26 protein-coding genes and 1 pseudogene are annotated in these 24,011 nt (G+C 47.1%); 12 read left to right on the top strand and 15 right to left on the bottom strand.

Going from position 1 to position 24,011, the window contains the following annotated elements; genetic code table 11:
* Positions 1-69 precede the first annotated feature (69 nt).
* A pseudogene (locus B7360_RS22845) lies at positions 70-708 on the top strand (ATP-binding protein); the annotation flags it as partial.
* A 57-nt stretch (positions 709-765) separates the two neighbouring features.
* Here B7360_RS22845 and B7360_RS22840 read toward each other — a convergent pair.
* Positions 766-1,722: a DUF2860 domain-containing protein gene (locus B7360_RS22840; RefSeq protein ID WP_085344706.1), complete on the bottom strand. Its 957-nt coding sequence runs from the start codon at positions 1,720-1,722 to the stop codon at positions 766-768.
* 149 nt (positions 1,723-1,871) lie between these two features.
* Here B7360_RS22840 and B7360_RS22835 point away from each other — a divergent pair, with 149 nt between their 5' ends.
* Entirely contained in the window at positions 1,872-2,750 is an 879-nt protein-coding gene (locus B7360_RS22835; RefSeq protein ID WP_005394051.1) for an acyltransferase, read from the top strand.
* A gap of 46 nt (positions 2,751-2,796) precedes the next feature.
* On the opposite strand, the gene B7360_RS22830 is transcribed toward B7360_RS22835, so the two are convergent.
* The 5 genes from B7360_RS22830 to B7360_RS24820 form a co-directional block, all read right to left on the bottom strand.
* Positions 2,797-3,399, bottom strand: a complete 603-nt coding sequence (locus tag B7360_RS22830) for a thiol:disulfide interchange protein DsbA/DsbL (RefSeq protein WP_005379036.1) — start codon at positions 3,397-3,399, stop codon at positions 2,797-2,799.
* Between the two features lie 34 nt (positions 3,400-3,433).
* Complete coding sequence (locus B7360_RS22825; protein WP_085344708.1) at positions 3,434-4,420, bottom strand: serine/threonine protein kinase; 987 nt, start codon at positions 4,418-4,420, stop codon at positions 3,434-3,436.
* A gap of 53 nt (positions 4,421-4,473) precedes the next feature.
* Complete coding sequence (ccoG, locus tag B7360_RS22820; protein WP_085344705.1) at positions 4,474-5,895, bottom strand: cytochrome c oxidase accessory protein CcoG; 1,422 nt, start codon at positions 5,893-5,895, stop codon at positions 4,474-4,476.
* A 313-nt stretch (positions 5,896-6,208) separates the two neighbouring features.
* A complete protein-coding gene (locus B7360_RS22815; RefSeq protein ID WP_048625604.1) occupies positions 6,209-6,475 on the bottom strand; it encodes a YihD family protein in 267 nt (88 codons plus the stop codon).
* Positions 6,476-6,641: 166 nt separating this feature from the next.
* Positions 6,642-6,809: a hypothetical protein gene (locus B7360_RS24820; protein WP_005379043.1), complete on the bottom strand. Its 168-nt coding sequence runs from the start codon at positions 6,807-6,809 to the stop codon at positions 6,642-6,644.
* Positions 6,810-7,105: 296 nt separating this feature from the next.
* Here B7360_RS24820 and B7360_RS22810 point away from each other — a divergent pair, with 296 nt between their 5' ends.
* Together B7360_RS22810 and B7360_RS22805 are read left to right on the top strand one after the other, a co-directional pair.
* Entirely contained in the window at positions 7,106-7,912 is an 807-nt protein-coding gene (locus tag B7360_RS22810; protein WP_005394045.1) for a sporulation protein, read from the top strand.
* 70 nt (positions 7,913-7,982) lie between these two features.
* Positions 7,983-8,636: a hemolysin III family protein gene (locus tag B7360_RS22805; protein ID WP_005394044.1), complete on the top strand. Its 654-nt coding sequence runs from the start codon at positions 7,983-7,985 to the stop codon at positions 8,634-8,636.
* A gap of 38 nt (positions 8,637-8,674) precedes the next feature.
* On the opposite strand, the gene B7360_RS22800 is transcribed toward B7360_RS22805, so the two are convergent.
* The 6 genes from B7360_RS22800 to def all read right to left on the bottom strand — a co-directional run bounded on the left by B7360_RS22800 (position 8,675) and on the right by def (position 15,044).
* Positions 8,675-9,259, bottom strand: a complete 585-nt coding sequence (locus tag B7360_RS22800; RefSeq protein ID WP_085344704.1) for a DUF3157 family protein — start codon at positions 9,257-9,259, stop codon at positions 8,675-8,677.
* Positions 9,260-9,284: 25 nt separating this feature from the next.
* The gene (locus B7360_RS22795; RefSeq protein ID WP_006742925.1) at positions 9,285-10,730 is read right to left on the bottom strand and encodes a TrkH family potassium uptake protein; all 1,446 of its coding nucleotides are present in this window, start codon (positions 10,728-10,730) and stop codon (positions 9,285-9,287) included.
* Between the two features lie 9 nt (positions 10,731-10,739).
* Entirely contained in the window at positions 10,740-12,116 is a 1,377-nt protein-coding gene (gene trkA / locus B7360_RS22790) for a Trk system potassium transporter TrkA (protein ID WP_005394041.1), read from the bottom strand.
* A 64-nt stretch (positions 12,117-12,180) separates the two neighbouring features.
* A complete protein-coding gene (rsmB, locus tag B7360_RS22785) occupies positions 12,181-13,464 on the bottom strand; it encodes a 16S rRNA (cytosine(967)-C(5))-methyltransferase RsmB (RefSeq protein ID WP_085344703.1) in 1,284 nt (427 codons plus the stop codon).
* An 80-nt stretch (positions 13,465-13,544) separates the two neighbouring features.
* Entirely contained in the window at positions 13,545-14,492 is a 948-nt protein-coding gene (fmt, locus tag B7360_RS22780) for a methionyl-tRNA formyltransferase (RefSeq protein ID WP_005461453.1), read from the bottom strand.
* Positions 14,493-14,525: 33 nt separating this feature from the next.
* Positions 14,526-15,044: a peptide deformylase gene (gene def, locus B7360_RS22775; RefSeq protein ID WP_005379068.1), complete on the bottom strand. Its 519-nt coding sequence runs from the start codon at positions 15,042-15,044 to the stop codon at positions 14,526-14,528.
* Between the two features lie 138 nt (positions 15,045-15,182).
* On the opposite strand from def, the gene B7360_RS22770 reads away from it, so the two are divergent.
* From B7360_RS22770 to B7360_RS22755, 4 genes are all read left to right on the top strand, one after another.
* Positions 15,183-16,277: a LysM peptidoglycan-binding domain-containing protein gene (locus B7360_RS22770; RefSeq protein WP_085344702.1), complete on the top strand. Its 1,095-nt coding sequence runs from the start codon at positions 15,183-15,185 to the stop codon at positions 16,275-16,277.
* The gene (gene dprA, locus B7360_RS22765; RefSeq protein ID WP_085344701.1) at positions 16,261-17,373 is read left to right on the top strand and encodes a DNA-processing protein DprA; all 1,113 of its coding nucleotides are present in this window, start codon (positions 16,261-16,263) and stop codon (positions 17,371-17,373) included. Before B7360_RS22770 ends, dprA begins: the two co-directional genes overlap by 17 nt.
* A 2-nt stretch (positions 17,374-17,375) precedes the next feature.
* A complete protein-coding gene (locus B7360_RS22760) occupies positions 17,376-17,855 on the top strand; it encodes a DUF494 family protein (RefSeq protein ID WP_005379074.1) in 480 nt (159 codons plus the stop codon).
* A 78-nt stretch (positions 17,856-17,933) separates the two neighbouring features.
* Complete coding sequence (locus B7360_RS22755; protein WP_085344700.1) at positions 17,934-18,503, top strand: type I DNA topoisomerase; 570 nt, start codon at positions 17,934-17,936, stop codon at positions 18,501-18,503.
* Between the two features lie 69 nt (positions 18,504-18,572).
* Here the strand turns inward: B7360_RS22755 and B7360_RS22750 are convergent, their stop codons facing one another.
* A complete protein-coding gene (locus B7360_RS22750) occupies positions 18,573-19,700 on the bottom strand; it encodes a 5-(carboxyamino)imidazole ribonucleotide synthase (protein WP_085344699.1) in 1,128 nt (375 codons plus the stop codon).
* A gap of 4 nt (positions 19,701-19,704) precedes the next feature.
* Positions 19,705-20,190, bottom strand: a complete 486-nt coding sequence (purE, locus tag B7360_RS22745; protein WP_085344698.1) for a 5-(carboxyamino)imidazole ribonucleotide mutase — start codon at positions 20,188-20,190, stop codon at positions 19,705-19,707.
* Between the two features lie 199 nt (positions 20,191-20,389).
* Between purE and B7360_RS22740 the strand changes: the two genes are divergently transcribed.
* The 4 genes from B7360_RS22740 to B7360_RS22725 all read left to right on the top strand — a co-directional run bounded on the left by B7360_RS22740 (position 20,390) and on the right by B7360_RS22725 (position 23,114).
* Positions 20,390-20,947 (top strand): L-threonylcarbamoyladenylate synthase, encoded by a 558-nt coding sequence (locus B7360_RS22740; RefSeq protein WP_046874602.1) that lies wholly within the window; start codon positions 20,390-20,392, stop codon positions 20,945-20,947.
* A gap of 47 nt (positions 20,948-20,994) precedes the next feature.
* The gene (hemF, locus tag B7360_RS22735) at positions 20,995-21,912 is read left to right on the top strand and encodes an oxygen-dependent coproporphyrinogen oxidase (protein WP_085344697.1); all 918 of its coding nucleotides are present in this window, start codon (positions 20,995-20,997) and stop codon (positions 21,910-21,912) included.
* A 101-nt stretch (positions 21,913-22,013) separates the two neighbouring features.
* Positions 22,014-22,847, top strand: coding sequence for a shikimate dehydrogenase (gene aroE / locus B7360_RS22730; RefSeq protein WP_020904438.1), 834 nt, complete (start codon positions 22,014-22,016; stop codon positions 22,845-22,847).
* A 3-nt stretch (positions 22,848-22,850) separates the two neighbouring features.
* Positions 22,851-23,114, top strand: a complete 264-nt coding sequence (locus B7360_RS22725) for a DUF1488 domain-containing protein (RefSeq protein WP_005461429.1) — start codon at positions 22,851-22,853, stop codon at positions 23,112-23,114.
* Between the two features lie 7 nt (positions 23,115-23,121).
* On the opposite strand, the gene B7360_RS22720 is transcribed toward B7360_RS22725, so the two are convergent.
* Positions 23,122-23,670 (bottom strand): gamma carbonic anhydrase family protein, encoded by a 549-nt coding sequence (locus B7360_RS22720; RefSeq protein ID WP_005394003.1) that lies wholly within the window; start codon positions 23,668-23,670, stop codon positions 23,122-23,124.
* Positions 23,671-24,011: the final 341 nt, after the last annotated feature.

Here is a 24,011-nt window from a genome sequence, read left to right as displayed (position 1 = left end):
CGCTAGCATCTGAAGCGATGCGTTCCACTAGATCGGACAACACTCAAAGCCTCAAATTGACAACATTTATTACTCAAACTTGATATTAGGAAAATGCCCGAATTTGACCGAAAGGTGCTGGACTCGTTACGCGAACCGCTCGAATCTGGTGAGATCATTATCTCTCGGGCGCAAGGTAAAACACGCTTTCCGGCTCGTTTCCAATTAGTTGGTGCACTAAACCCAAGTCCGACAGGGTATTACGAAGGTAATCAAGCTCGCACCAATCCACAAGCTATTTTGCGCTACCTTGGTCGATTATCTGGACCACTGTTAGATCGCTTTGATATGTCTTTAGAAATCCCAGCTTTGCCCAAAGGGACATTAGCAGAAGGTGGTGATCGCGGTGAGCCGACCGCTATCGTTAAAGAACGTGTGAATCATGCGCGTACCAATATGTTGAACCGCAGCGGTAAGGTAAATGCTTTGTTAGGCAGTCGAGAAATCGAGGCGTTTTGCCCCTTACACAAAAGTGATGCGGAGTTTCTTGAAACCGCTTTGCATCGTTTGGGGCTTTCGATTCGCGCGTATCATCGCATTATCAAAGTGGCGCGAACAATCGCCGATCTTGATGGGGCGGAGCAGATTGAACGAGCGCACTTAGCCGAGGCGCTTGGGTATCGAGCGATGGACCGCTTACTGAAACAACTCACGGCGCAAGCGGTATAGAGACGTGCAAATATCACCGCAACAAGTGTTGTAAGTGCCTTGTTGCGATGAAGGACGTTAGAAGGTGTAGTTGAGACCAAGAGACAACAGGTACTCTTTCTCATCATAGAACGTGATATTTGAGTCCGTTTGGCTGTAGCCGGCTAAAGAAATGAACGACCAGTTTTGCCAGTCAAATACGTTTTGATATTCATAGGCTGCAAATAGGCTGACGGTGTCGTCATTTCGTATTTTAGCAAAAGTTTGGCTAGCGGCTTGATAGTCTTTCCATGCATAACCTGCGGTGAGGGCCAACCGATGGCGGTTGATAAATTTAAACCAACTGATGTCAAACCCGTACGAATCAAATGATTCCGCCTTACCGTCGGCATCTTGATTAATGTAGGTAAACGCCGGTTGCAACATGGATGTTTGATTAAGTGAAATCCGATAGTCACCTTTAACGTAGTAAAGGCTCGCATCGCGAGCGAGTGAACGGTCCGTTACTTCTTCTTGCTCAATGTCTTTATCAGCATAAGCGAGATCAAGGTTGAAGTTTTTATCAATCAATCCCTTGATTTGAAAGCGATAGGCATTGCCGTCCACATCCGTTTCTTGACGGGCGATTCCGACTTGATATGGGTTACGCCAAGTTTCGCTTTTGAGCACGGTCGGTAGATAGGAAATATCGAGCACGGTGCCGGATGGCAACTCGTGTTGATAGCCCAGCTGAAAAGCGAGTGTACCAACCGCGACATCGGAACGTGTGGTACCCGCGTACACTTGGTGATTGAGTCGGTTACCAAAAGTGTAAGTAATGCTTCCTAGCGGCGCAGCGATAACGGAGCTGTCACTATCGGCACGCTTATTGAGAGAATCGATGGTGTTACTATTTTCCGTATTGAAGTTGGATTCTGATGATACAAATCCGGTATTTAGCGAAATTTCACCGCCAAAACCTGCGGTTTCAGCGAGTTGAGCCTGAGCAGAACTGACGACAAAGGCCAAAGGCAAGAGAATTAGCCTTGGTTTCATTCGTTATCTCCTTATTGTCGAATGAGTGGTGCAAATATTGGTTGAGGTAACAAATCTGACCATTCCCACGCATATTCCAATGTGGCAAAGGCGCAGTATAATTACACGCTGTTTTATTCTTCACACATTATCACTGTTGTTTGACTATCATGTTGGCATATTTGTTATTTTTTTTTAACGCTTCTTTTGTGATTATCAATTCTGCGCTGTGTTCACTCGCAATTTGTATTATCGCTGTGTTTAAAGTATTGCTTCCAAGCGTGGAGCTAAAAGCGAAAGCGACCGCTTGTGCCAACAAGGTGATGTGGTTATGGGCTACCGTCAATGCGGGCATTCTGGCGGTTTCTAACCGTGTTGACTGGGATGTTCAGGGCGGTGAGGCGCTGAAAAAAGACGGGTGGTATCTGTTGATCAGTAATCATCTCAGTTGGACCGATATTGTGGTGCTTTGCTGCGTGTTTAAAGACCGCATTCCTATGCCGAAGTTTTTCCTCAAACAACAACTGTTATATGTGCCTTTCATTGGGATGGCGTGTTGGGCGCTCGACATGCCATTTATGCGTCGTTATTCGCGAGAGTATCTGATCCGCAACCCGCACAAACGAGGTCAAGATTTAGAGACGACACGTCGCTCGTGCGCCAAGTTCAAACATGCCCCAACCACAGTGGTTAATTATGTCGAAGGCACTCGATTTACCGAAGAAAAACAGCGTAAGAGCAAGACGAGCTACCAATATTTGCTGCAACCAAAATCGGGCGGGATCGCATACACGTTAGCGGCAATGGGGGAGCAGTTCGAGAACATTATCGATGTGACGCTGGCGTACCCAGAAAATACAAATAAGCCATTCAAGGATTTATTAATGGGCCGAATGGGCAAGGTTGTAGTGCGTGTGAATGTGTTGCCCGTCGATGAACGAGTGCTTGGTGATTACTTTAACGATAAGCCCTATAAGCGACAATTTCAGCAATGGTTGGGTGATGTGTGGCAAGAAAAAGATCGGTTGCTACAAGAGATTTACAAATAAACAAAAGGGGAGCGATGAGCTCCCCTTTTGATTGATATCGATGCGCTTATTTTAGTGTCAGCAAGTAGTTCACCAGAGAGAAGTACTCATCCATTGTCTTGATGCTTTGTGCTTGAACTAGGTATTTGTTGTTAACGATAACCGCAGGAACGCCGGTTAGACCGCTGTTTTCAAATTGCTTGTCCATACGGCGAACCATGGAATCAACCGCAAAGCCTTTGAATGCAGAGTCGAATTTCTTCGCGTCTACACCTTCATCAAGGAAGATTTGGCGAAGCTCTTCATCGTTACGTGGCGCTTTCTTTAGATTGTGGATGCGGTTAAACATCACAGGCACCATTTTGTCTTCCACTTTTAGTGCAACCATGGTCGCGTAGGCTTTGCTCATTGATGGGCCCATGTTGCCACCCATGAAAGAAACGTGGTTTTTTAGTAGTTTAGTGCCTTCTGGCAACTGCTTTTTCAGTTGCTGGATAACAGGTTCAAAGCTATTACAGTGCGGGCAGTAGAAAGAGAAAAACTCCGTCACAAGAGGTTTTTTTGATGCCTCAAGATCCAATACTTTGTAATGTTCACCTTCTTTGAATTGCGCAGCATGTGCCGACAGGCTTAGCATCAGCATAGAAAACAGTGCGAACAGTTTTTTCATCGAAATATCTCCATTTTTGAATTTGTGGCCTGACTTACCATTGAGGCATTAAAGACAGCGGTGCTTCTTCTAGAGCGGCGATCTGCTCTTTAAATGCAAGGACCTGACCTTCCCAGTATTTTGGCTCATTAAACCATGGAAAAGCGAGAGGAAACGCAGGGTCATGCCAACGTTTTGCTAGCCATGCCATATAGTGCACCATTCGTAGACCGCGAAGTGGCTCAATTAGTTTCAATTCTGCGGGGTTAAAGTCGCAAAACTCTTGATAAGCTTCTAAAACAATATCCAGCTGCATCAGTTTGTCTTGGCGCTCACCATTAAGCAGCATCCATAAGTCCTGCACAGCAGGGCCGTTACGAGCGTCATCCAAATCAACAAACATAGGGCCATCTCGCCACAAAATATTGCCTGTGTGGCAATCGCCATGCAAACGAATGATATTGAAGCCTTCTTGCCAGTGGCTTTCAATTGATTTGATCAGCATATCCAAGTCATTGAAGAAGCTGTTCTCCAAGTGCATTGGAATCATGTTGGCGTTTTGCAGAATCTCTCTTGGTTGATACAGGTATTCTTGCAAGCCAATCGTTGGGCGATGTTGGAAGGCTTGGCGGCTACCCACTTTGTGGATGCGACCAAGGAAACGCCCTACACCTTCGAGCTGATCTAAATTGTCAACCTCGTATTGGCGACCACCCACGCTATCAAACAGCGCAAAGGCATAGCCTTGATAGTGATGCAGGGTTTCACCGTTGATGCGCACAGGTGGTGCGACGGGGATTTCGTTACCAATCAGTTCTAAAGTGAAGTCGTGCTCCTCTTGGATCTGTTCGTTGCTCCAACGTTCAGGGCGGTAAAACTTGACGACATAACGACGACGCTCTTCGTCAGTGAATTGATAAACACGGTTTTCGTAGCTATTGAGGGGAAGAAAGCCTGATTCTGCGCGAACGCCGATGCTTTCTAACGCGTACCACATAAAATCTGGGGTAAGGGCGTCAAAGTTAAACATACTTTGGGACATATAAACAAAAAGGCTCATTACTGAGCCTTTTTCCGTTAGTCACTGAAGTAGCGCTATAGTTTTTTAATAAAACGGCTTTCCACTTCAATGGTGAATTCGTTGCTCTTATCGGTGAGTATAAACTGAATTGTCGTAATCGCAGAGTTTAGCTTGTCAGGATCGGCGCCAAGACTCATTGGTAAGTTCAATACCTCACCTGGCTGTACCTGAATTGTCTGCTTACCATACCAGCTTACATCGGATAGCCCTTCAACATCCAACGAGTACTCTTGCACTTGCTGGGTTTTGTTGATCACTTTGAGGGTGTAGGTGTTTTCTACTTCGCCCGAGCTATTAACGCGGAACAGTTGGTTACGGTCGCGAATAACACTCATGCCTGCTGGGTCTACCGCTGCGATTTGGGCAAAGAACAGACCAATCATGACCAGTAGCACAGCTCCATAGCCCAGCAGCTTCGGACGCATGACTTTGGTACTCTTACCCGATAAGCGGTGCTCGGTGGTGTAGCTGATTAGTCCTTTCTCGTAACCCATGCGATCCATGGTGTTGTCACACGCATCAATACAGGCGCCACAGTTAATACATTCATATTGTAAGCCGTCACGAATATCGATACCTGTTGGGCACACCTGCACACACAAGTCACAATCAATACAATCCCCCAAACCAAGTTGCTTTGGATCGGCTTTGCGCGGACGTGGACCACGTTTTTCACCACGTTTGGCATCATAGCCAACGATGAAGGTGTCTTTATCAAACATGGCAGACTGGAAGCGCGCGTAAGGACACATGTGAATACACATGATGGAACGCATCCAACCAGCATTACCATAAGTACAAATGGCAAAGAACATTATCCAAAAGACGGGCCAGAAGTTGGCGTTAAAAGTGAAAAAGTCGATAACCAATTGCTTCATTGGAACGAAGTAGCCAACAAAAGTAAAACCAGTGGCGAGCGCAATGGCAAACCAAGCGATATGTTTGACGGTTTTACGCATCGCTAAATTCGCCGTCAGCTTATTGGAGTCCTGCTTACGACGCTTATTGGCACTACCTTCCAGTTTCTCTTCAAACCAGATATACATGAAGGTCCAGACGGTTTGTGGGCAGAGATAGCCACACCAAACTCGACCTAAGAAGGTGGTAATAAAGAACAACCCAAACGCCGCGATCACAAATAGCAAGGCGAGTAGGGTAAGATCTTGCGGATACAACGTGGTACCGAAAAAGTTGAACTGCTGGTTGCCAATATCGAGCAAGATCGCTTGACGTTCACCGTAAGGAATCCACGGTATCAAAGCGAAGAGAAGCAGTAAGAACCAACCACCGTAACGACGCAGTTTCTGGTAAGTCCCTTTGCTTTCGCGTACATAGATGCGATTACTTGGGTTGAACCGATCCCCATTCCCTTTATGAGTCTTGGGATTATAGGTTTTAGGAGTCACATCTTTGATATCGATCTTATCCTGACTCATGCTCTCATCCTTCTTAGGCTTTTATAATGTACGGCGTCATTTCTATTGATGTCGCTCGATGACATTGCTACTTCGTCCTTATCATAAATCATGACCGGACATAATTATTTTAGTAAATACTGATGAACGGCGATTATACAATCAATAACAATTCCTTTTCTTTAACGCAGTCAACGTTTAACAACAAAAGTCAGTACAGTTAACCTGATAATTGGCTGAACAGTTATAACCAACTGTGGGACTAAAAATTTTAGTTATAAAAAAGCGACTCATTTGAGGGAGTCGCTTAAAGAATACTGGGTTGTTGAGCCGGTTATTTGATGATGCCACGAGCGCGCAGAATCGCAGTTTTAAAATCATCTTCTTGGTCTTTCTTAAGACCTGGGATCATTTCGTCTTTGCTGCTGTTACGCATTTTAAGGTGGTAGATCAGCACGTCGTCGGTCAGATCTTCTAGCTTGCCTTCGTAGCCTGCTTCTTTCGCTAGCTTCACGATGAACTGCAGTAGGTTCATTTCTTGGTCTTTATGCCATTCAGGCTCTAGTAGCTCAAGCAGCTCTTCAATGCGATGACACTTCATTTCTTTCTCCACAGAATTTATAGGTGTAATTAGCTGTAAAGGTACCAAATTGCTTTGCGAAGACCAAATAGGAAAAACTATCTATTTCACTGTGTTTTGTTCTAAGTCGTTGAGGTGGTTTGAGTTGCGTGCAAAGAAAAAAGCGCAGCTGGCGCCGCGCTTTTGATTAAGCTGCTTTGATAACTTTGGCCGGAACACTCGACATCATTGCTGTCTTCTCAACCAATGTCATTGCTGGCGCAACTTGCTTTGCCTTTGGTGCAGTAGTAAAGCCACTGCGGCGGCGCATTGCACTAGTATTAGTGTGTGCGAACCTGACTGTTGTTGGGCGCATTAATTTACCTAACTGTCAGGCATATCCATTGCCGATGTAATGGCCTGAATCATTATGAGCTAGGCTCCAACAAGATTGAAGAATCACTCTTCTGGCTCTCGCCAATCCAGTTAATGAATCAGGAATACCGATATGCATGCATATCACGTATAAGATTAGCATCCTTGTAATAATTGGTCGATAGTTGAGCAATTGAATTGTTTAGATTTTGTCATTTTGTCGCGATGATCGAGGCAATTTTTGTTTGATCCCTCGATCAGCAGTAGTAGTATGAGATCTCGACGAAGGAGGTGCCTATGTCATTTTTGAAGAAGACACTTGCCAGTTTTGGGATTGGGAGCGCTAAGGTCGACTCAATCCTAAATCAAGACGTGCTATATCCTGGTCAAAGTGTGGATGTGTCTATCCATGTTTATGGTGGTGCCACTGAACAAGCGATCGACAACATCGATTTAAAACTGTGTTGTCGCTATATCGCGGAAGCTCCTGATGACCGTGGTGCGCGAGAAGGACACAGCATGCGCCGAGTACCTCAGACTCATGTGCTTGCTAAGTGGAGCCTCCCTTATGCGTTTACCATCCATTCCGGCGAAGAGCGTACCTTCGATGTTCAGCTCGATGTGCCTTGGAATACGCCTGTCACCATTGGTGACGCCAAAGTGTGGCTCGAAACCGGCTTGGACGTTGCTGCTGCTTTAGACCCGACCGATAAAGACATCCTCACCGTTCGACCTGATCCACTAATGGATGCGGTGTTATCCGCATTTGAAGCGCAAGGTTTGCGTATTCGCCAAGTGGAGTGTGAGGAAGTAAAAGGGTTCGACCTGCCATTTGTGCAAGAATTTGAGATGGTGCCGACTGACGGGCCATACCATGGCGTGTGGCGTGAGTTAGAATTTGTCGCTCATCGTAGCGAGCAAGAACTCAAATTATGGTTTGAAGTTGACCGCACACGCAAGGGCGAGGGTGGCATGCTCGCAAGCTTACTGGGTAGCGGAAAACTCAAACGAGAGTTGACCATTCCAGCCACGACTAAGCTTGATCAAGTGGGCGAGCTTGTACTTAATTATCTCGATCAAACCACGGCCGTTCATGAGTCTTAATTTAAGCTTACACGTGTAAGCCTAATGTGCCATACTAGAGCAAATTTCAAACTCTAGTATAGGCGCATTGATGTCTGAACTGCAGAAACCTCAATACAGTCAACGCGAAGAACTGGCCAATACCATCACTCATGGCATTGGGATGATTTTTGGTATTGTTGGCTTGATACTGCTGCTAATCAAAGCCATAGACCAGCAAGCTGATACGCTGACGCTGGCCAGTATGGCTGTCTATGGTGCGAGTATTATCGTGCTATTTTTGGCTTCGACGCTGTATCACGCAATTCCGCACCCCAACGCCAAACGCTGGCTAAAAACTTTCGATCACTGCGCCATCTATCTGCTCATTGCTGGCAGTTATACGCCTTTTTTGTTGGTGAGTTTACGTACGCCGCTCGCGTTTGGTTTGATGATTGTCATCTGGACCATTGCTCTACTAGGCATCATTATGAAAGTCGCGTTTGTTTACCGATTTAAAAAGCTTTCCTTGATGACGTATTTGGTCATGGGCTGGCTGTCGTTGATTGTGATTTATCAGTTGGCGATCAACTTGGATATTGGCGGACTGACATTACTCGCAGCTGGTGGGATTGTGTATTCACTGGGGGTGATTTTCTACGTTGCGAAGCGTATTCCATTCAATCATGCGATTTGGCACGGCTTCGTTTTAGCGGGTTGTGTGTGTCACTTTTTCGCAATTTATTATTTTGTCGAGCCTATCTAACGGATAGATATGAACTCGACAAAACATGTGTTATCACATTAACGAGTTTTCACTTCTAACACTTTGGCTGAAAACTGGTATTGCTGAGACTGCGGCACTGCCAGTTTGATGCTTTTACCCTGTTCTGCTTGTTGTGGTCGCAGGTAAGTATCCGCCATTCGCTTGATGGATTGCCAAACTGTGACTTTTTCTTTCGCCAGTTGCTGGCCAGACATATCAAATACCAGAACTTCCACTTCAACTTGAATCACCGATTGTGAGCTTTGATTGGTAATGGACGTTGGCAGTACGAGCTCACTATCTTGATAGCTCGCGGAGCCAATCAGTACGTCGACACCAGAGTCAGACAGCTGCATGGTTGGCTTTTTGGCGTTTACCACCACGGTAGTGCCAACAGTTTTAGTCACAACTGGAATTGTCGCAATTGCGGGAGATGCGATCGTTTCAACCGCACTTGTTGTCGCTTGCGTCTCTGTTGCTTGCTGCGCAGTTTTTTTCATGACGTATTCCCAAGTAAAGTCATCGTTTAACTTCACTTCTCGACCATCGGCTAAAGTGATGACTTTAGCGGCGTATGTGGATGAGGCGGCAAGTAGGGTCGCCAGAGTAATCCATGTTTTCATTGTTATACCTTTTATTTGTGTCTGCTTAACGGCGCCAAAACGCAGGGAAGAACAGTACAAGAATAGTCAGAATTTCCAAGCGGCCCATTAACATGCCAAAGCTCAGAAGCCACTTGGCGGTATCTGGCAGAGGCGCGAAGTTACCCGTCGGTCCAATCACGCTTCCCATACCTGGGCCGACGTTGGCTACCGCAGTGATGGCACCAGAGATGCTAGTGATGGGGTCTAAACCCAGCGCACTCAAGCAACCCGCGATGAAGATGATGGTGATAAAGAACATCAAGCCAAACGCGACCACCGAGCGAACAATGTCATCATTCACTGGGCGTTGGTTGTAGCGCTGTACAAACACACCTGAAGGGTGAATCAATTTCATCATCTGTTTGTTCAGCAGTGTCATCGCGATTTGGAAACGGAAGATTTTGATCCCACCAGACGTTGACCCCGAACATGCGCCCGCCATCATTAAGAAGGCAAAAAGAGTTGTGGGTAATGCGCCCCACGCAGTGAAGTCCTCTAAGCCAAAGCCGGTTGTGGTGACGACTGAGACGATATTAAACATCGACACTCGCAGCGCATCCAAAATGGTGTATCCGTCTCGAATCACTAACCAGGCTGAAATCACTAAGCTTGAGAACACGAACAGGTACGCGAATCCTCGAACTTGAGCGTCGTTAACCAACACATCAATACGGCGTTTACGTAACGCGGCGATGAAGAGCAAAAATGGCAAGCCACCTAGGAACATAAAGGTGGTTGCTACCCAGTGTGCGCCATTAGAAAAGTGGTTCATCGACCCGTCGGATGTAGAGTATCCGCCCGTTGATAGCGTGGTAAAGGCGTGATTGATCGCTTCAAACAGGTTCATGCCGGTGACCAAGTAGCCCACAATGCATAAGCCAGTAAGCATCAAATAAACTGCTACGATGTTTTTGGCGACCGTTTTTGCTCTCGGGCTACTTTTATCTGACCAGTCGGATGATTCGGTTTGGAATAGTTTCATACCACCGACATTGAGCATAGGTAGTACCGCCACCGCCATTACGATAAAACCAATCCCCCCAAGCCACTGCAAGATAGAACGCCACAACAAAATACTGGGCGCCATGTTGTCTAAACCGCTGAGAACTGTGGAACCAGTGGTAGTAATGCCTGACATGGTTTCAAAGTAGGCGTCAGTGAAGCTGATGTGGTTGATGAACACAAACGGCAAGGCGGCGAATGCACTGGCGATGGTCCAAACCAAACTGGTGATGAGGAACATATCGCGTACGCTGAGTTTGAACTTGGCGGTCCGACCGATCGTTAGGCAGATGAAGGCGGCAAGGTGCGTGATCACAACGGCTTGGGCGAAATCGAGAAATCCACCCGTACCAGTGAAGAAAGCGACCAAAGTCGGCACGTACATAAAAAGGGCCAGTTTGGATAAAACCAGCCCGATAACAAATAGTACGGGACGTAAGTTGACCATAGGAAAATCCTAGAGGAAGAATGGACTCGGCTGGAATAGCGCTTCGACGTCTGATACGTATTTTTTGTTGACCAGGAACATCACCACATGGTCATCCTGCTCGATGACCGTACGGTCGTGGGCAATAAGGACTTCTTCGCCACGAACGATAGCACCAATGGTGGTCCCAGGTGGGAGCTTAATATCTCCAATCGCACGTCCAACAACTTTGGATGTACTTTCATCACCGTGAGCGACGGCTTCAATTGCTTCCGCAGCGCCGCGGCGAAGTGAGGATACGTTAACGATATCAGCGCGACGAACGTGCGTTAGCAAGGCTGAAATAGTGGCTTGCTGAGGTGAGATGGCCACATCAATTACGCCGCCTTGTACCAGATCTACATAAGCGCCACGTTGGATCAGCACCATTACTTTTTTCGCACCCATGCGTTTTGCCAACATCGCAGACATGATGTTGGTTTCATCTTCGTTGGTCAGCGCGATGAAGACGTCGACTTGGTCGATGTTCTCTTCCGAGAGAAGCTCTTGGTCTGCCGCGTCGCCGCAGAACACGATGGTGTTTTCTAGCTCTTCTGACAGTTTTTCTGCACGTTGGTAGTTACGTTCAATCAGCTTCACGCTGTAGTTTTGTTCTAAGCGCTTTGCGAGACTGGCACCAATGTTACCCCCGCCAACAATCATGATGCGGCGGTACGGTTTTTCTAGGCGCTGAAGCTCACTCATCACTGAGCGAATATGGTTGCTTGCGGCGACGAAGAACACTTCATCATCGGCTTCAATAATGGTGGTGCCTTGCGGGCGAATCGGGCGACCTTGACGGAAAATCGCTGCCACACGGGTATCGATGTGCGGCATGTGCTCACGCAAAGCAGACAGCGCGTTACCCACCAACGGGCCACCGTAGTAGGCTTTTACTGCGACTAGGCTGACTTTCTGTTCAGCAAAGCTTACCACTTGCAGCGCGCCCGGGTATTGGATCAGACGTTCGATGTAGCTCGTAACGAGTTCTTCTGGGGCGATAAGGTGATCGACAGGAATGGCGCCAGATTTAAACAGGGCTTCTTTTTCTGCCAAGTATTCTGGAGAGCGAATACGTGCAACGCGGTTTGGGGTGTTGAATAGAGTGAACGCGACCTGGCAGGCGGCCATGTTGGTTTCATCAGTGTTGGTCACCGCGACGAGCATATCGGCGTCTTGCGCACCAGCTTCGTGCAGCACGTCGGGGTGGCTCGCATGGCCATTGACCACACGCAGGTCGTATTTGTCCTGTAATTCGCGCAGTCGGTCGGCATTGTTGTCGACGATGGTGATGTCGTTGTTTTCACCCACTAGGTTTTCTGCCAGTGTGCCGCCAACCTGACCTGCACCAAGAATAATGATCTTCATACTCTTTTCTCGTTATCTGAACAAGGCGATTGAAATAACTCCAATCGCCCTATTTAGCATGCTGTTACGCGTGTGTTTTGGTTAGCACTGCGTAGTAGAAACCATCCATGTCTTCTTCGCCTGGTAGAATTTGACGACCAGGCTGGTCGGGATCAGAATCCAGCAGTTGCGCATCCGCGGTACGTGCTAAAAACGCTTTTACTTGCTCCACGTTTTCTTGCGGTGTGATTGAACAAGTCGCGTAAACCATTGTGCCGCCGGGTTTCAGTTGCGTCCACATGGCATCAAAAATTTCACTTTGTAGCTCTGCTAATGCGGCAATGTCGTCTGCACGACGTAGCCATTTGATGTCTGGGTGACGACGAATCACGCCAGTCGCAGAACATGGGGCATCCAGCAAAATGCGATCAAATTGCTCGCCTTGCCACCATTCTTGTGGATTACGCGCATCACCGCAAACCACTTTTGCCTGAAGGTTGAGACGCTTCAGGTTTTCATGCACACGTTTCAAGCGTGTGTCGTCGCAGTCAATCGCGACCACTTCACTGCCCGACGTGCGCTCTAGAATGTGTGCCGTCTTGCCACCTGGCGCTGCACAGCAATCTAAAATCAGTTCGCCGTCTTGTGGTTTTAGGTAGTTGATCGAGAGCTGCGCTGCCGCATCTTGTACTGAAACCCAACCTTTCTCAAAACCAGGTAGCTTCATCACGTCACATGGCGCGGCCAATTTTATGGCGTCCATTGCTTCTGTGTGTGGCGTGCTATCAATGTTTTCATTTTTGAGCAGCGCAAGGTATTCATCACGAGTGTGGTGTTGATGGTTCACACGCAGCCACATTGGTGCTTTTTGGTTGTTCGCTTCAACAATGCTTTCCCATTGCTGTGGGTAGGCCTCTTGCAGCAGTTTTAGTAACCAGCTTGGGTGACCGAACTTGCCAGCGTTGTTGCTGACGGCCATTTGGTCGAGTTCTTCTTGGTTGCGTTGGTAGTTACGCAATACTGCGTTAATCAAACCACGCAGACGAGGACCTTTCAGCTCTTTAGTGCCTTCAACCGTTTCACCGACAGCTGCGTGTGCAGGAATGCGCATGAAGCTCAGTTGGTAAATACCAACCAGAATTAGGTGATGGAATACACGTTGTTTGCCTTTGAGGGGCTTATCCATCAACTGGTTTGCGATCATTTCTAGGCGAGGTAGGTAACGTAGCGCACCGTAACAGATCTCTTGTAACAGAGCGTGGTCACGAGGTCGTACCGTTTGTTGAGCCGCTGGAAGAGCGCTTGAAAGTGAGTGGCCCTTGTCGACGACAAGATACAGGACGTTAGCAGCCGCAGCGCGAACATTCATGATGAGTACCTTAAAGTAAAGGAGGGCATCTCTGCCCTCTAAAAGTTCGTATTATTGGGGGTAATAACCCCTAGTATGGCTTAAACCAGCAGAGTGCCGACTTCAAACCAAGCCGCACGCGAATTCAGAATATCCTGAACTGACATGGCTTTTTTGCCAGGAACTTGCAGTTGCTCTAGCACCAGTACGCCGTTGCCTGTCGCAACATAAATACCGGTTTTATCTGCTTGCACGATGGTGCCGGCTGGTTTGTCACTGGTTTGCTCTGCCACACGGCTTTGCCATACTTTGATGCTGTTTTCTGCCGCCTCAAAGTGGCTCATTGGCCATGGGTTAAATGCACGAACGCAGCGCTCAATGTGCGCCGCATCGTCGTTCCAGTTGATGCGTGCTTCTTCTTTGCTGAGCTTTTTCGCATAGTTCGCGAGCTCATCGTCTTGCTTCACTGGCACTGCTTTACCCGCAGCAATGTCTGCTAGGCAGTCAATCAGGGCTTCTGGACCAAGCTCAGCCAATTTCTCGTACATTGAAGCGCTGGTATCTGTCGCTTCGATTGGCAGAGTTGCAATCTTCAGCATATCACCAGTGTCGAGACCGATGTCCATCTGCATGATGGTCACGCCCGTTTCTGCATCGCCCGCCCAAATAGAGCGTTGGATTGGAGCCGCACCACGCCAACGAGGTAGGATAGAACCATGTACGTTGATACAACCCAGTTTAGGGGTATCAAGAACCGCTTGTGGCAGTAGCATACCGTACGCCACGACAACCATGAGATCGGCGTTCAGATCGGCAAGTTCTTGTTTCGCTTCGTCGGACTTAAAGCTTTCAGGTTGGTAAACCGGGATGTTGTGTTCCAGCGCCAGTTGTTTTACCGGTGGCGCAGCCAATTTCTTGCCACGACCCGCTGGACGATCTGGGTTTGTGTAAACCGCGATGACTTCATGCTCCGAAGACAACAACGCCGCCAAGTGACGGGCGGCGAAATCCGGAGTACCTGCAAAGACAATACGTAAAGACTGACTCAAGGTAGGCTTCCTTCTAATTGGTATGGTTCGAGATTAAGCGTTTTGCTGCTTCTCGTTAAAGCGTTTGATTTTTGCTAGCTTGTCCTGAATGCGTTTGCGTTTCAGTGGCGATAGGTAATCCACGAATAGCTTACCTTGTAGGTGATCAAGCTCGTGTTGAACACAAATCGCTAGCAGGTCGTCGGCTTCAAAGGTGAACTCTTTGCCATCACGATCCAGTGCTTTAACGGTAACTTCTGCAGCGCGAGGCACAAGTGCGCGTGCACCTGGTACCGACAGACAGCCTTCTTCGATGCCATCTTCGCCACGCTTTTCCAGAATCTCAGGGTTGATTAGCACCATCGGCTCATCGCGAGTTTCTGAAATATCAATCACTACGATACGTTTGTGGATATCAACCTGCGTTGCAGCAAGGCCAATACCTTCTTCGTCGTACATGGTTTCAATCATGTCATCGACGATTTTTTGAATCTCAGGCGTCACCGCTTCAACAGGCTTTGCGACTGTGCGCAGGCGATCATCCGGGAATGTTAATACTTGTAATACAGACATATTCACTCGAAATATTGAACTGTGCCGAAACAGCACAAACCTTGTTGGCTCAATTCTAGACATTTTATAGCCTAAATGACAGCATCCTTGCACCAATTTCCATTCTGGTTCCTGCTTAATAGACCAAGGACGAGGGTCATGAATCGAATTTTCCGCAACGTTGCCAGTGTTACGTTGCCGTTACTTTTCTCTTTCAACGCTGTAGCAAATGTGGATGCGAAACCACTGACTGTTAAAGATGATGCGCCACAAACATATGTAGTCGTGAAGGGCGATACGCTATGGGATATTTCGGCCATGTACTTGGATAGCCCGTGGTTGTGGCCTCGTTTATGGCAAGTAAACCCGGAAATCAACAACCCTCATTTAATTTATCCCGGAGACAAGCTGTCTTTGGTGTGGATTAACGGTCAGCCCGTATTGAGCCTAAAACCGGTAAAGAAGCTGAGCCCGAAAGCACGCATCACAGAAAAGAAAGCGGTGCCAACCGTTGCTGAAGGTTTGGTGATGCCGTACCTCAAATCGGATAGATTGCTGGATCAAGATGCGTTGAACAGTACAGCAAAAGTGATGGGTAGCAGCAAAGGCAGTAAGTATCTGACAGCAGAAGATGTGCTGTACATAGATGGCAAGCAGACCGCGACAGGCTGGGCTATTTACCGACCAGTAGAAACGTTCTCGCGTGACGATGTGTCCGAAGAGATCACCGCGCTGCGTTTGATTGCCAAAGGTGAGCTCGTTGAAGCTTCGAGCGATTATTCTGGTTTGAAGATCACTTCTCAATTGCAAGAAATCCTGCGTAACGATATCGCGTTGCCAAATCAATCAGTCGAGAACACTGACTTCACAACAACGTTCTACCCGCTGCCGTCGCCACAAGGCAGTTCGGCAAAGTTGCTGGGCAATATCGAAGGTATTCGCTTTAGTTCAACTAACCAAGTCGTGGTGATTGATAAAGGCACGTCAGACAATCTGAAGCAAGGCAGTGTGTTTGATTTAAAAGAAGACGCGCACCCAGTTTACAAAGACGGTGATGAGTTCAAGAAAGAGTTTGGCGTGCTTGATAAGAAAATCACTCTGCCACAGAGTAAAGTTGGCGAATTGCTTGTGATTCGTCCTTATGAGTACTTTAGCTTGGCGTTGATCACAACCAGCACTAAACCTATTAATAAAGAGGTCTCTGTGGTTTCGCCTCTGACGCAAGAGCCGACCACCAATGAAACCACGCAATAACGACAGTGACCTTGCTGCCTGGTTAAAACTGAGTTGTTTACCAGGCATTGGCGGGGTCAAAATGAATAAGCTACTGGCAAGAGACACGCCGCGTAACATCGTAAACTTCTCTCCCGAACAGCTACAACAACTTGGGTTAACAACTAAGCAAATTCAAGCTTGGGCTTCAACAGATAAAGAAGTTGATGCCTGTTTAAGTTGGCTTGAGGCTTCTACAAATCATCATATCCTGACACTGACTGACCCGCTTTATCCACCTCAACTCAAACAAATCGTTGCGCCGCCACCTCTGCTTTTTGTTCAAGGAAATTCTACTTGTCTTTCGCAGCCACAAATAGCAATGGTTGGCAGCCGAAATGCGAGTATTGATGGCTTACAGCATGCACGCCACTTTGCCGCAGAATTTGTTCAGCACGATTTTATTGTCACTAGTGGTCTCGCTTTAGGCATTGACGGTCATGCGCATGATGGTGCGTTGCAAGCCAAAGGTAAGACGATTGCGGTGCTGGGATCTGGCTTAGAAAATATTTATCCGGCACGTCATCGTGGTTTAGCGCAACGTGTTATTGAACATGGGGCTTTGGTGTCTGAGTTTCGCCCCAATGCCAAGCCGCGCCCGGAAAACTTCCCGCGTCGAAACCGCATTATTAGCGGATTATCGCTAGGTGTGTTAGTTGTGGAAGCGGCGGAAAGGAGTGGCTCGTTAATTACTGCTCGTTACGCGCTTGATCAAGGTCGAGAAGTATTTGCGCTGCCAGCCTCGATAAATGCCCCTAATGCCAGCGGTGGCAACCAGTTGATACGTCATGGTGCTTGCCTCGTAGAAAAGACGAAAGATGTCTTAGATGAAATACAGTCTTTGCTTGATTGGTCTATTAATCAGAGTACCGATTTATTTTCTACGTTAAATGATGAAGAAGAATTGCCATTTCCTCAGCTGTTAGCTAACGTAGGAAGTGAAGCTACACCGGTTGATATTCTTGCAAACAGGACCAATATACCTGTCCAGGAAGTCATGATGCAGCTCTTAGAGTTAGAACTCTCTGGGCATGTCGTTGCGGTTTCAGGTGGCTATATTCGAAAGGGGAGGGGCTAGCTATGATGATGGATATACTGATGTATCTATTCGAAACCTACATCCATAGCGATGCAGAGTTACAGGTCGAACAAGACGAGTTGGAAGAAGAGTTGCTCCGTGCAGGCTTCCAACAAAAAGATATCTACAAAGCCCTTGTCTGGTTAGAAGAGCTTGCCGCATTGCAGCAAAGTGACACCTCTTCTGCAATCTCGACTTGCATGGCTTCGTCATCAACTCGTATCTACACAGCGAAAGAGATGCAGCGTTTAGACTTGGAATGCCGAGGGTTTTTATTGTTTCTCGAGCAAATCAATGTGTTAACCACAGAAACTCGCGAAATGGTGATTGACCGAGTGATGGGTCTAGAAACGAGCGAGTTTGAGCTTGAAGACCTCAAATGGATCATTTTGATGGTGCTGTTTAATGTGCCTGGTAATGAAAACGCTTATACGCTAATGGAAGAGCTGTTGTACACCAAGGAACAAGGGATTCTTCACTAACCCAATCTAGGCAAGTTCGAGTTTAGCTATCAAGAACGCGAGCTTGTCTTTTGGTGTGTTTTTAACGAAACGGTAAGTATGAGTAGTAAAATCGACAACACCCTTTTCTCTGCCCATGAACACGCATTGGAACACGAGCCGTGTCCTAAATGTGGCAGTGAATTGATCCTCAAACATGGCAAACACGGTCCCTTTCTTGGCTGTAGCCACTACCCAAGCTGTGATTACATCAAAGCCCTGCACAATAATGATGGCCACATCGTCAAAGAGCTTGGCGTTCCTTGTCCAGATTGTGGTAACGAGTTGGTATTACGCCAAGGGCGTTATGGCATGTTTGTTGGTTGCAGTAACTATCCGGTTTGCCATCATATTGAGTCGATTAATCAACCTGAGCCAGAAAAGCAGCCGCAAGAGCAACACGCGTGTCCTGAATGTGGTAAAGGTCATTTAGTTGAACGTAAGACGCGCTTTGGTAAAACTTTCTACGCATGTGATAACTACCCTAAATGCAAATTTGCAGTGAATCTCCCTCCGGTTAAAGGGATATGCGAAGAATGTGGTTTTACGTTGTTGGTGGAGAAGAAACTCGCCAGTGGTGTGAAATTGCAATGTGCCAACCGTAAGTGCCAGCACACTCAGCAAGGGTAAATACATCAAAGGAATTAAAAAGGGTCGCATCGTGCGACCCTTTGTGGTTTTTGGGGCTAGATTTTAGCGTTACGCTTGTTTCGCAAACTCGTGCACGGCTGGGAATGCCATTGGATCTAAGGCATCCGAGAGAGCGCACAACCTACGGTGCAATTCTCCTGGGTAGTCACCACATACGTTGATGTGACCCATTTTTCGCCCTTCACGCTTCTCTTTGCCGTACCAATGGATGTGACAACCGTCCATGGCGAGAAGCGCTTCTGGCAACGTATCTTCACCAAGAATATTCACCATCGAGGTTTCGCGAATCAGTTTGGTGCTGCCTAACGGCAAGCCGCATACGGCGCGCAGGTGGTTCTCGAACTGACAGGTTTCTGCACCTTGCTGTGTCCAGTGACCAGAGTTGTGCACTCGTGGGGCAATCTCATTCACTAGCAGCGTGCCATCGACATCAAAGAATTCGAGCGCCAATACACCAACGTAATCTAGGCTATCTGCGACGGCCGTGAACATCTGCTTGGCTTGCGCTTGCAGTTCTGGCGCATCAATTGCGGTGGATAAGCTCAGTACGCCATTGATGTGAACGTTTTCTGCTAGAGGGTACACTTCAACGCAGCCATCTTTGCTTCGAGCACCAACTAGTGATACTTCGCGGTTAAAAGGAACAAACTCTTCAGCAACAATCGCTTGAGTTGGTGTTGCCGCGATGCACTCTGCCATCTCAGTCCAAATTTCGTCGACTTGAGAAGCTTCTTTTAAGCGCCATTGACCTTTACCATCGTAACCTCCTAATGCACTTTTCAGAACCATTGGCATACCAACGTGTTCAATTGCGCGCTCAAAGTCTTCACGAGTTTCAATCACGTAGTATTTCGCGTTGCGCACGCCAGCATCATCAAGCAGTGCTTTTTCAATACGGCGATCACCACCTGCTTTGATGGCTTGCGTACTTGGTAGGAACTTGCCGCTCGCTTCGCAAACCTTGAGCACGTCATGTGGAATATGCTCGAACTCGGCAGTAATCACATCAACTTGCGTAATCGCATTTTCCAAGCCATGGCCAAGTACCTGTTGAGTTAAAGGATGAACGACATCACCGCTGCTGACATCGTAAGCTGAAATTTGAATATTCAATGGCGCACCAGCCAGAGACATCATGCGAGCCAACTGACCCGCACCAAGAACCAGTACATGCATCTGATTAATCCTCTGCAGGGTTTGGATTTGCGAGCACTGTTTCCGTTTGCTCATTACGGAATGCTTCTACCTTCGCCAGGATGTTTTCGTCATGAGTGCCTAGTATTTGCGCCGCTAGGATACCGGCGTTTGCTGCGCCCGCTTCGCCAATCGCTAACGTACCGACGGCAATGCCTTTTGGCATTTGTACAATAGATAGCAGAGAGTCCATGCCTTTTAGTGCGCGAGACTGAACTGGAACACCGAGTACAGGTACGCTAGTAAATGCAGCTGCCATACCTGGTAGGTGAGCTGCACCGCCTGCACCGGCGATGATCACTTTGATACCACGTTCTTTCGCGCTGCTGGCGTAGTCTGCCAGTAATTGAGGAGTTCGGTGTGCTGATACGACTTTTGTTTCGTAAGGTACGCCAAATTGGTCTAGCATGTCTGCTGCTAGTTTCATGGTTGGCCAATCGGATTTAGAACCCATGATGATACCGACTTTCATCTCAAACTCCTTCAAGCTGCAAAATTAGGTGAGCTGATAAATTTGTGCGCATTATACGGGGATTTTTATCTCAAGCAAACGTTTGCGTCTTGTTGTTGTCGCTATTGATACATTTTATAAAAAAATTGCTTTAGTGTCTGAGAATGAATATTTGTACACTTAGTGAAAATAATACAGTCAGACAATCAGGAAGTAATCGGTGGATAACTTTGAACAAGTGCTCAACGCACTACAACAAGGCGAAGTGATTGCCTACCCAACAGAAGGGGTTTTTGGTGTCGGATGCGATCCAGATAACCCAGAAGCAATTCAAAAACTGCTGGAGCTCAAGCAGCGCCCGGTGGAAAAAGGGCTGATTCTGATCGCTGCAAGTTATGAGCAGCTCTTGCCGTATATTGATGAATCTCAACTGACTCGAGAACAATTAGCGACCGTTCATGCAACTTGGCCAGGTCCATACACTTGGATCATGCCTGCGAGCGATAAAGTCTCCAACTGGGTTTCAGGGCAGTTTGATTCGATTGCAGTTCGTGTGACTGATCATCCTTTGGTTCAAAAGATGTGTAATGCATTCGGAAAGCCGTTAACCTCTACCAGCGCGAATCTTTCCGGCTTGCCACCGTGTATGACCACGGAAGAAGTCGAAGAGCAATTGGGTGACAAGCTGGTGGCCATTCTTCGTGGTGAAACCAGCGGTCGTGATAAACCCAGCGAGATTCGTGACGCCAAGACTTCACAAATATTAAGACAGGGCTAACCCTGCTTGCCAGTCATCAACCGGTATCACGTAATAGGTAATAACGTATGTCAGCAATCGATAAGCACGCCGTAAAGCAGTTCCTGATGTCACTTCAGGACTCCATTTGTCAGCAGTTAGAACAAGAAGATGGAGAGGCCGTCTTTGTCGAGGATGCATGGCATCGTGAACCGGGCGAACGTCTTGGTGGCGGTGGGCGCTCACGTGTTCTGCGTGATGGTCTTGTTTTCGAGCAAGGTGGGGTGAACTTCTCGCATGTAGAAGGGAAAGAAATGCCAGCATCTGCGACGGCTCATCGTCCGGAGCTAGCTGGTCGCCGCTTTGAAGCGATGGGGGTCTCTTTGGTTATCCATCCCAAAAACCCTTACGTCCCAACTTCTCATGCGAATGTACGTTTCTTTATCGCAGAGAAAGAGGGCGAAGAGCCAATTTGGTGGTTTGGTGGTGGTTTCGACTTGACTCCTTTCTATCCTTTCGAAGAAGATTGTCAGTCATGGCACGATACAGCTAAGGCAATCTGTGCCCCATTTGGTGAAGAAGTATATGCAGAACACAAAGCGTGGTGTGATAAGTACTTCTTCTTGCCACATCGAAACGAAACTCGTGGTGTTGGTGGTTTGTTCTTTGATGATTTGAATCACTGGGAGTTTGATAAGTGTTTCGATTACATCAAAGCGGTGGGTGAAGGCTATTGCCAAGCTTACTTGCCGATTGTGTCTCGTCGTAAAGACATCGAATATGGCGAGCGCGAACGTGAATTCCAACTTTACCGTCGTGGTCGTTATGTTGAGTTCAACTTAGTCTACGACCGTGGCACCTTATTTGGTTTACAAAGTGGTGGGCGTACCGAGTCGATTCTGATGTCGATGCCGCCGTTAGCGCGATGGGAGTACCGCTACGAACCAGAAGCAGGAACGCCTGAAGCCGAACTTTACGAGCGATACCTGAAACCACGCGAATGGTAAGCACGGAATCTCCTTTTCTATATAGATAGATAGTGATAGGGTCATCTGTAATCAGATGGCCCTGTTTTCTCTATATCTAAGTAAGGAATAAAGGTAAGGACATGACCCCGCAAATCGATCGTTACGCCGTGTTTGGTAACCCTATCGGGCACAGCAAGTCGCCATTTATCCATACACTCTTTGCTCGTCAAACTAATCAGTCCCTAACATACACCGCAGAGTGTGCGCCTGTGGGTGGATTTATCGAGGCGGCGAAAGCATTTTTTGCTGACGGCGGCAAAGGCTGTAACGTGACCTTGCCTTTTAAAGAAGATGCCTATCAATTTGCTAGCCGTTTGACCGAGCGTGCTCAGCTTGCTGGAGCAGTGAATACACTTAAGAAGCTTGATGATGGTGAAATCATTGGTGATAACACTGATGGTGCAGGCTTAGTGCAGGACTTGTTGCAACATCAAGTCGTTTTAGAAGGCGCACGTATCTTGATCATAGGAGCTGGTGGTGCCGCTCGAGGAGTGATTAAACCATTGCTCGATCAAAAACCAACATCTCTAACGATAACTAATCGTACATTTTCCAAAGCCGAAGAATTGGCAGAATTGTTTTCTGCGTATGGCCCTGTTAAAGCAAAAGAGATGAATACCATTGCTGAAGAGTTCGATGTCATAATCAACTCTACGTCTGCATCATTGAGTGGTGAGTTACCTGCGATCTCTTCCTCGGTGTTCGCCGCCAATAGTACAAGCTACGACATGATGTATGGCAAAGGTGATACCACATTTAACCAATGGGCTAAGCAACACGGTGCGGCACATGCTTATGATGGTTTAGGTATGTTAGTTGGCCAAGCTGCTGAGAGTTTTATGTTATGGCGCGGTCTTCGTCCTGGGGCCAAACAGATTTTGCGTGAATTAAGAAAGAACCTTGAAGGTCAATAAGCGATGAATCAATCCATCTTATTCCCAGACATGCAATCATGGGATGAAGTATCACAATCAGTAAACTTTGCGGCGCAACAATCTGGTGCGCTAATAGAATGCTTTGTGACGAAACAAAAGTTAGAAAAGTTATCTGGCTCAGAGTTAGATACGGAGCAGGCCGTGATCTCTGCTTTTATTGACTACCGATTTGATCTGGAAGAAATAGCAGAAGAGCTAATAGAAGATGAAGCCTTCAACGAAGAAGGCCATATTATCATCGGCTAACAGACCTTTAGTTCAAGTCTTCTACTTCATGTAAGTAGTCGTTTTTGTTTTGAACATAGTTATTGGCAGACTTTTGCAAAAAAGCTCGTTCTGTCTCTGATAGAGGGCGAGCTTGTTTTACTGGACTACCGACATAAAGATAACCGCTTTCTAATCTCTTTCCTGGCGGTACTAAACTGCCCGCTCCAATCATCACCTCTGATTCAATAACGACAGCATCTAAAACAATCGCCCCCATACCAACCAAAACACGATCGTGGATCTCACAACCGTGCAGCATCACTTTGTGGCCAATCGTAACGTCATTGCCAATAATAAGTGGATAGCCGTTTGGGTTTTCGGCGTTCTTATGGGTGACATGCAAAACACTGCCATCTTGAATATTAGTTCGATCACCAATGTGAATGTGGTTCACATCGCCTCGTGCCGCTACTAATGGCCAAATGCTAGAATCGTCCCCAATACGGATATCTCCGACTAACACTGAGGTTGAGTCAACGTAAACACGCTCACCAAGTTGGGGCTTTATACCTTTGTAGCTTCTAATTGAGCTCATCTTTTCTCCTTATTAGGGGCGATTACTGGGGATATGGAGGTAGAATAGTAGTGAAAACTCGCCTTTTAGAATAAAAAACACCCANCACCCAAACGATAAAAAAATCAAAAAAAACGTGAAAAAGGGCTTGCCAATGTGATCGCAATCTCTATAATGCCACCTCGCTGACACGGCAACGCTTCGAAAGAAACGAAGTCGAGGTTAGCAAGCCAAATTAGCCAAGCGGAAACGCTTGAAGAAAGTTTGAAAAAGTGATTGACACTAAACTTTAACTCGCTAAAATGGCCGTCCTGTTTTGAGCAAAGCTCAACAGGAAAAGCTCTTTAACAATATAGACCTAT

Origin of the sequence: Vibrio sp. ArtGut-C1, assembly GCF_002105475.1 — a bacterium.
Lineage (GTDB): Bacteria > Pseudomonadota > Gammaproteobacteria > Enterobacterales > Vibrionaceae > Vibrio > Vibrio diabolicus.
Note: the sequence above shows the minus strand (reverse complement) of the source record. Positions and strands in the feature narration are given on the sequence as shown.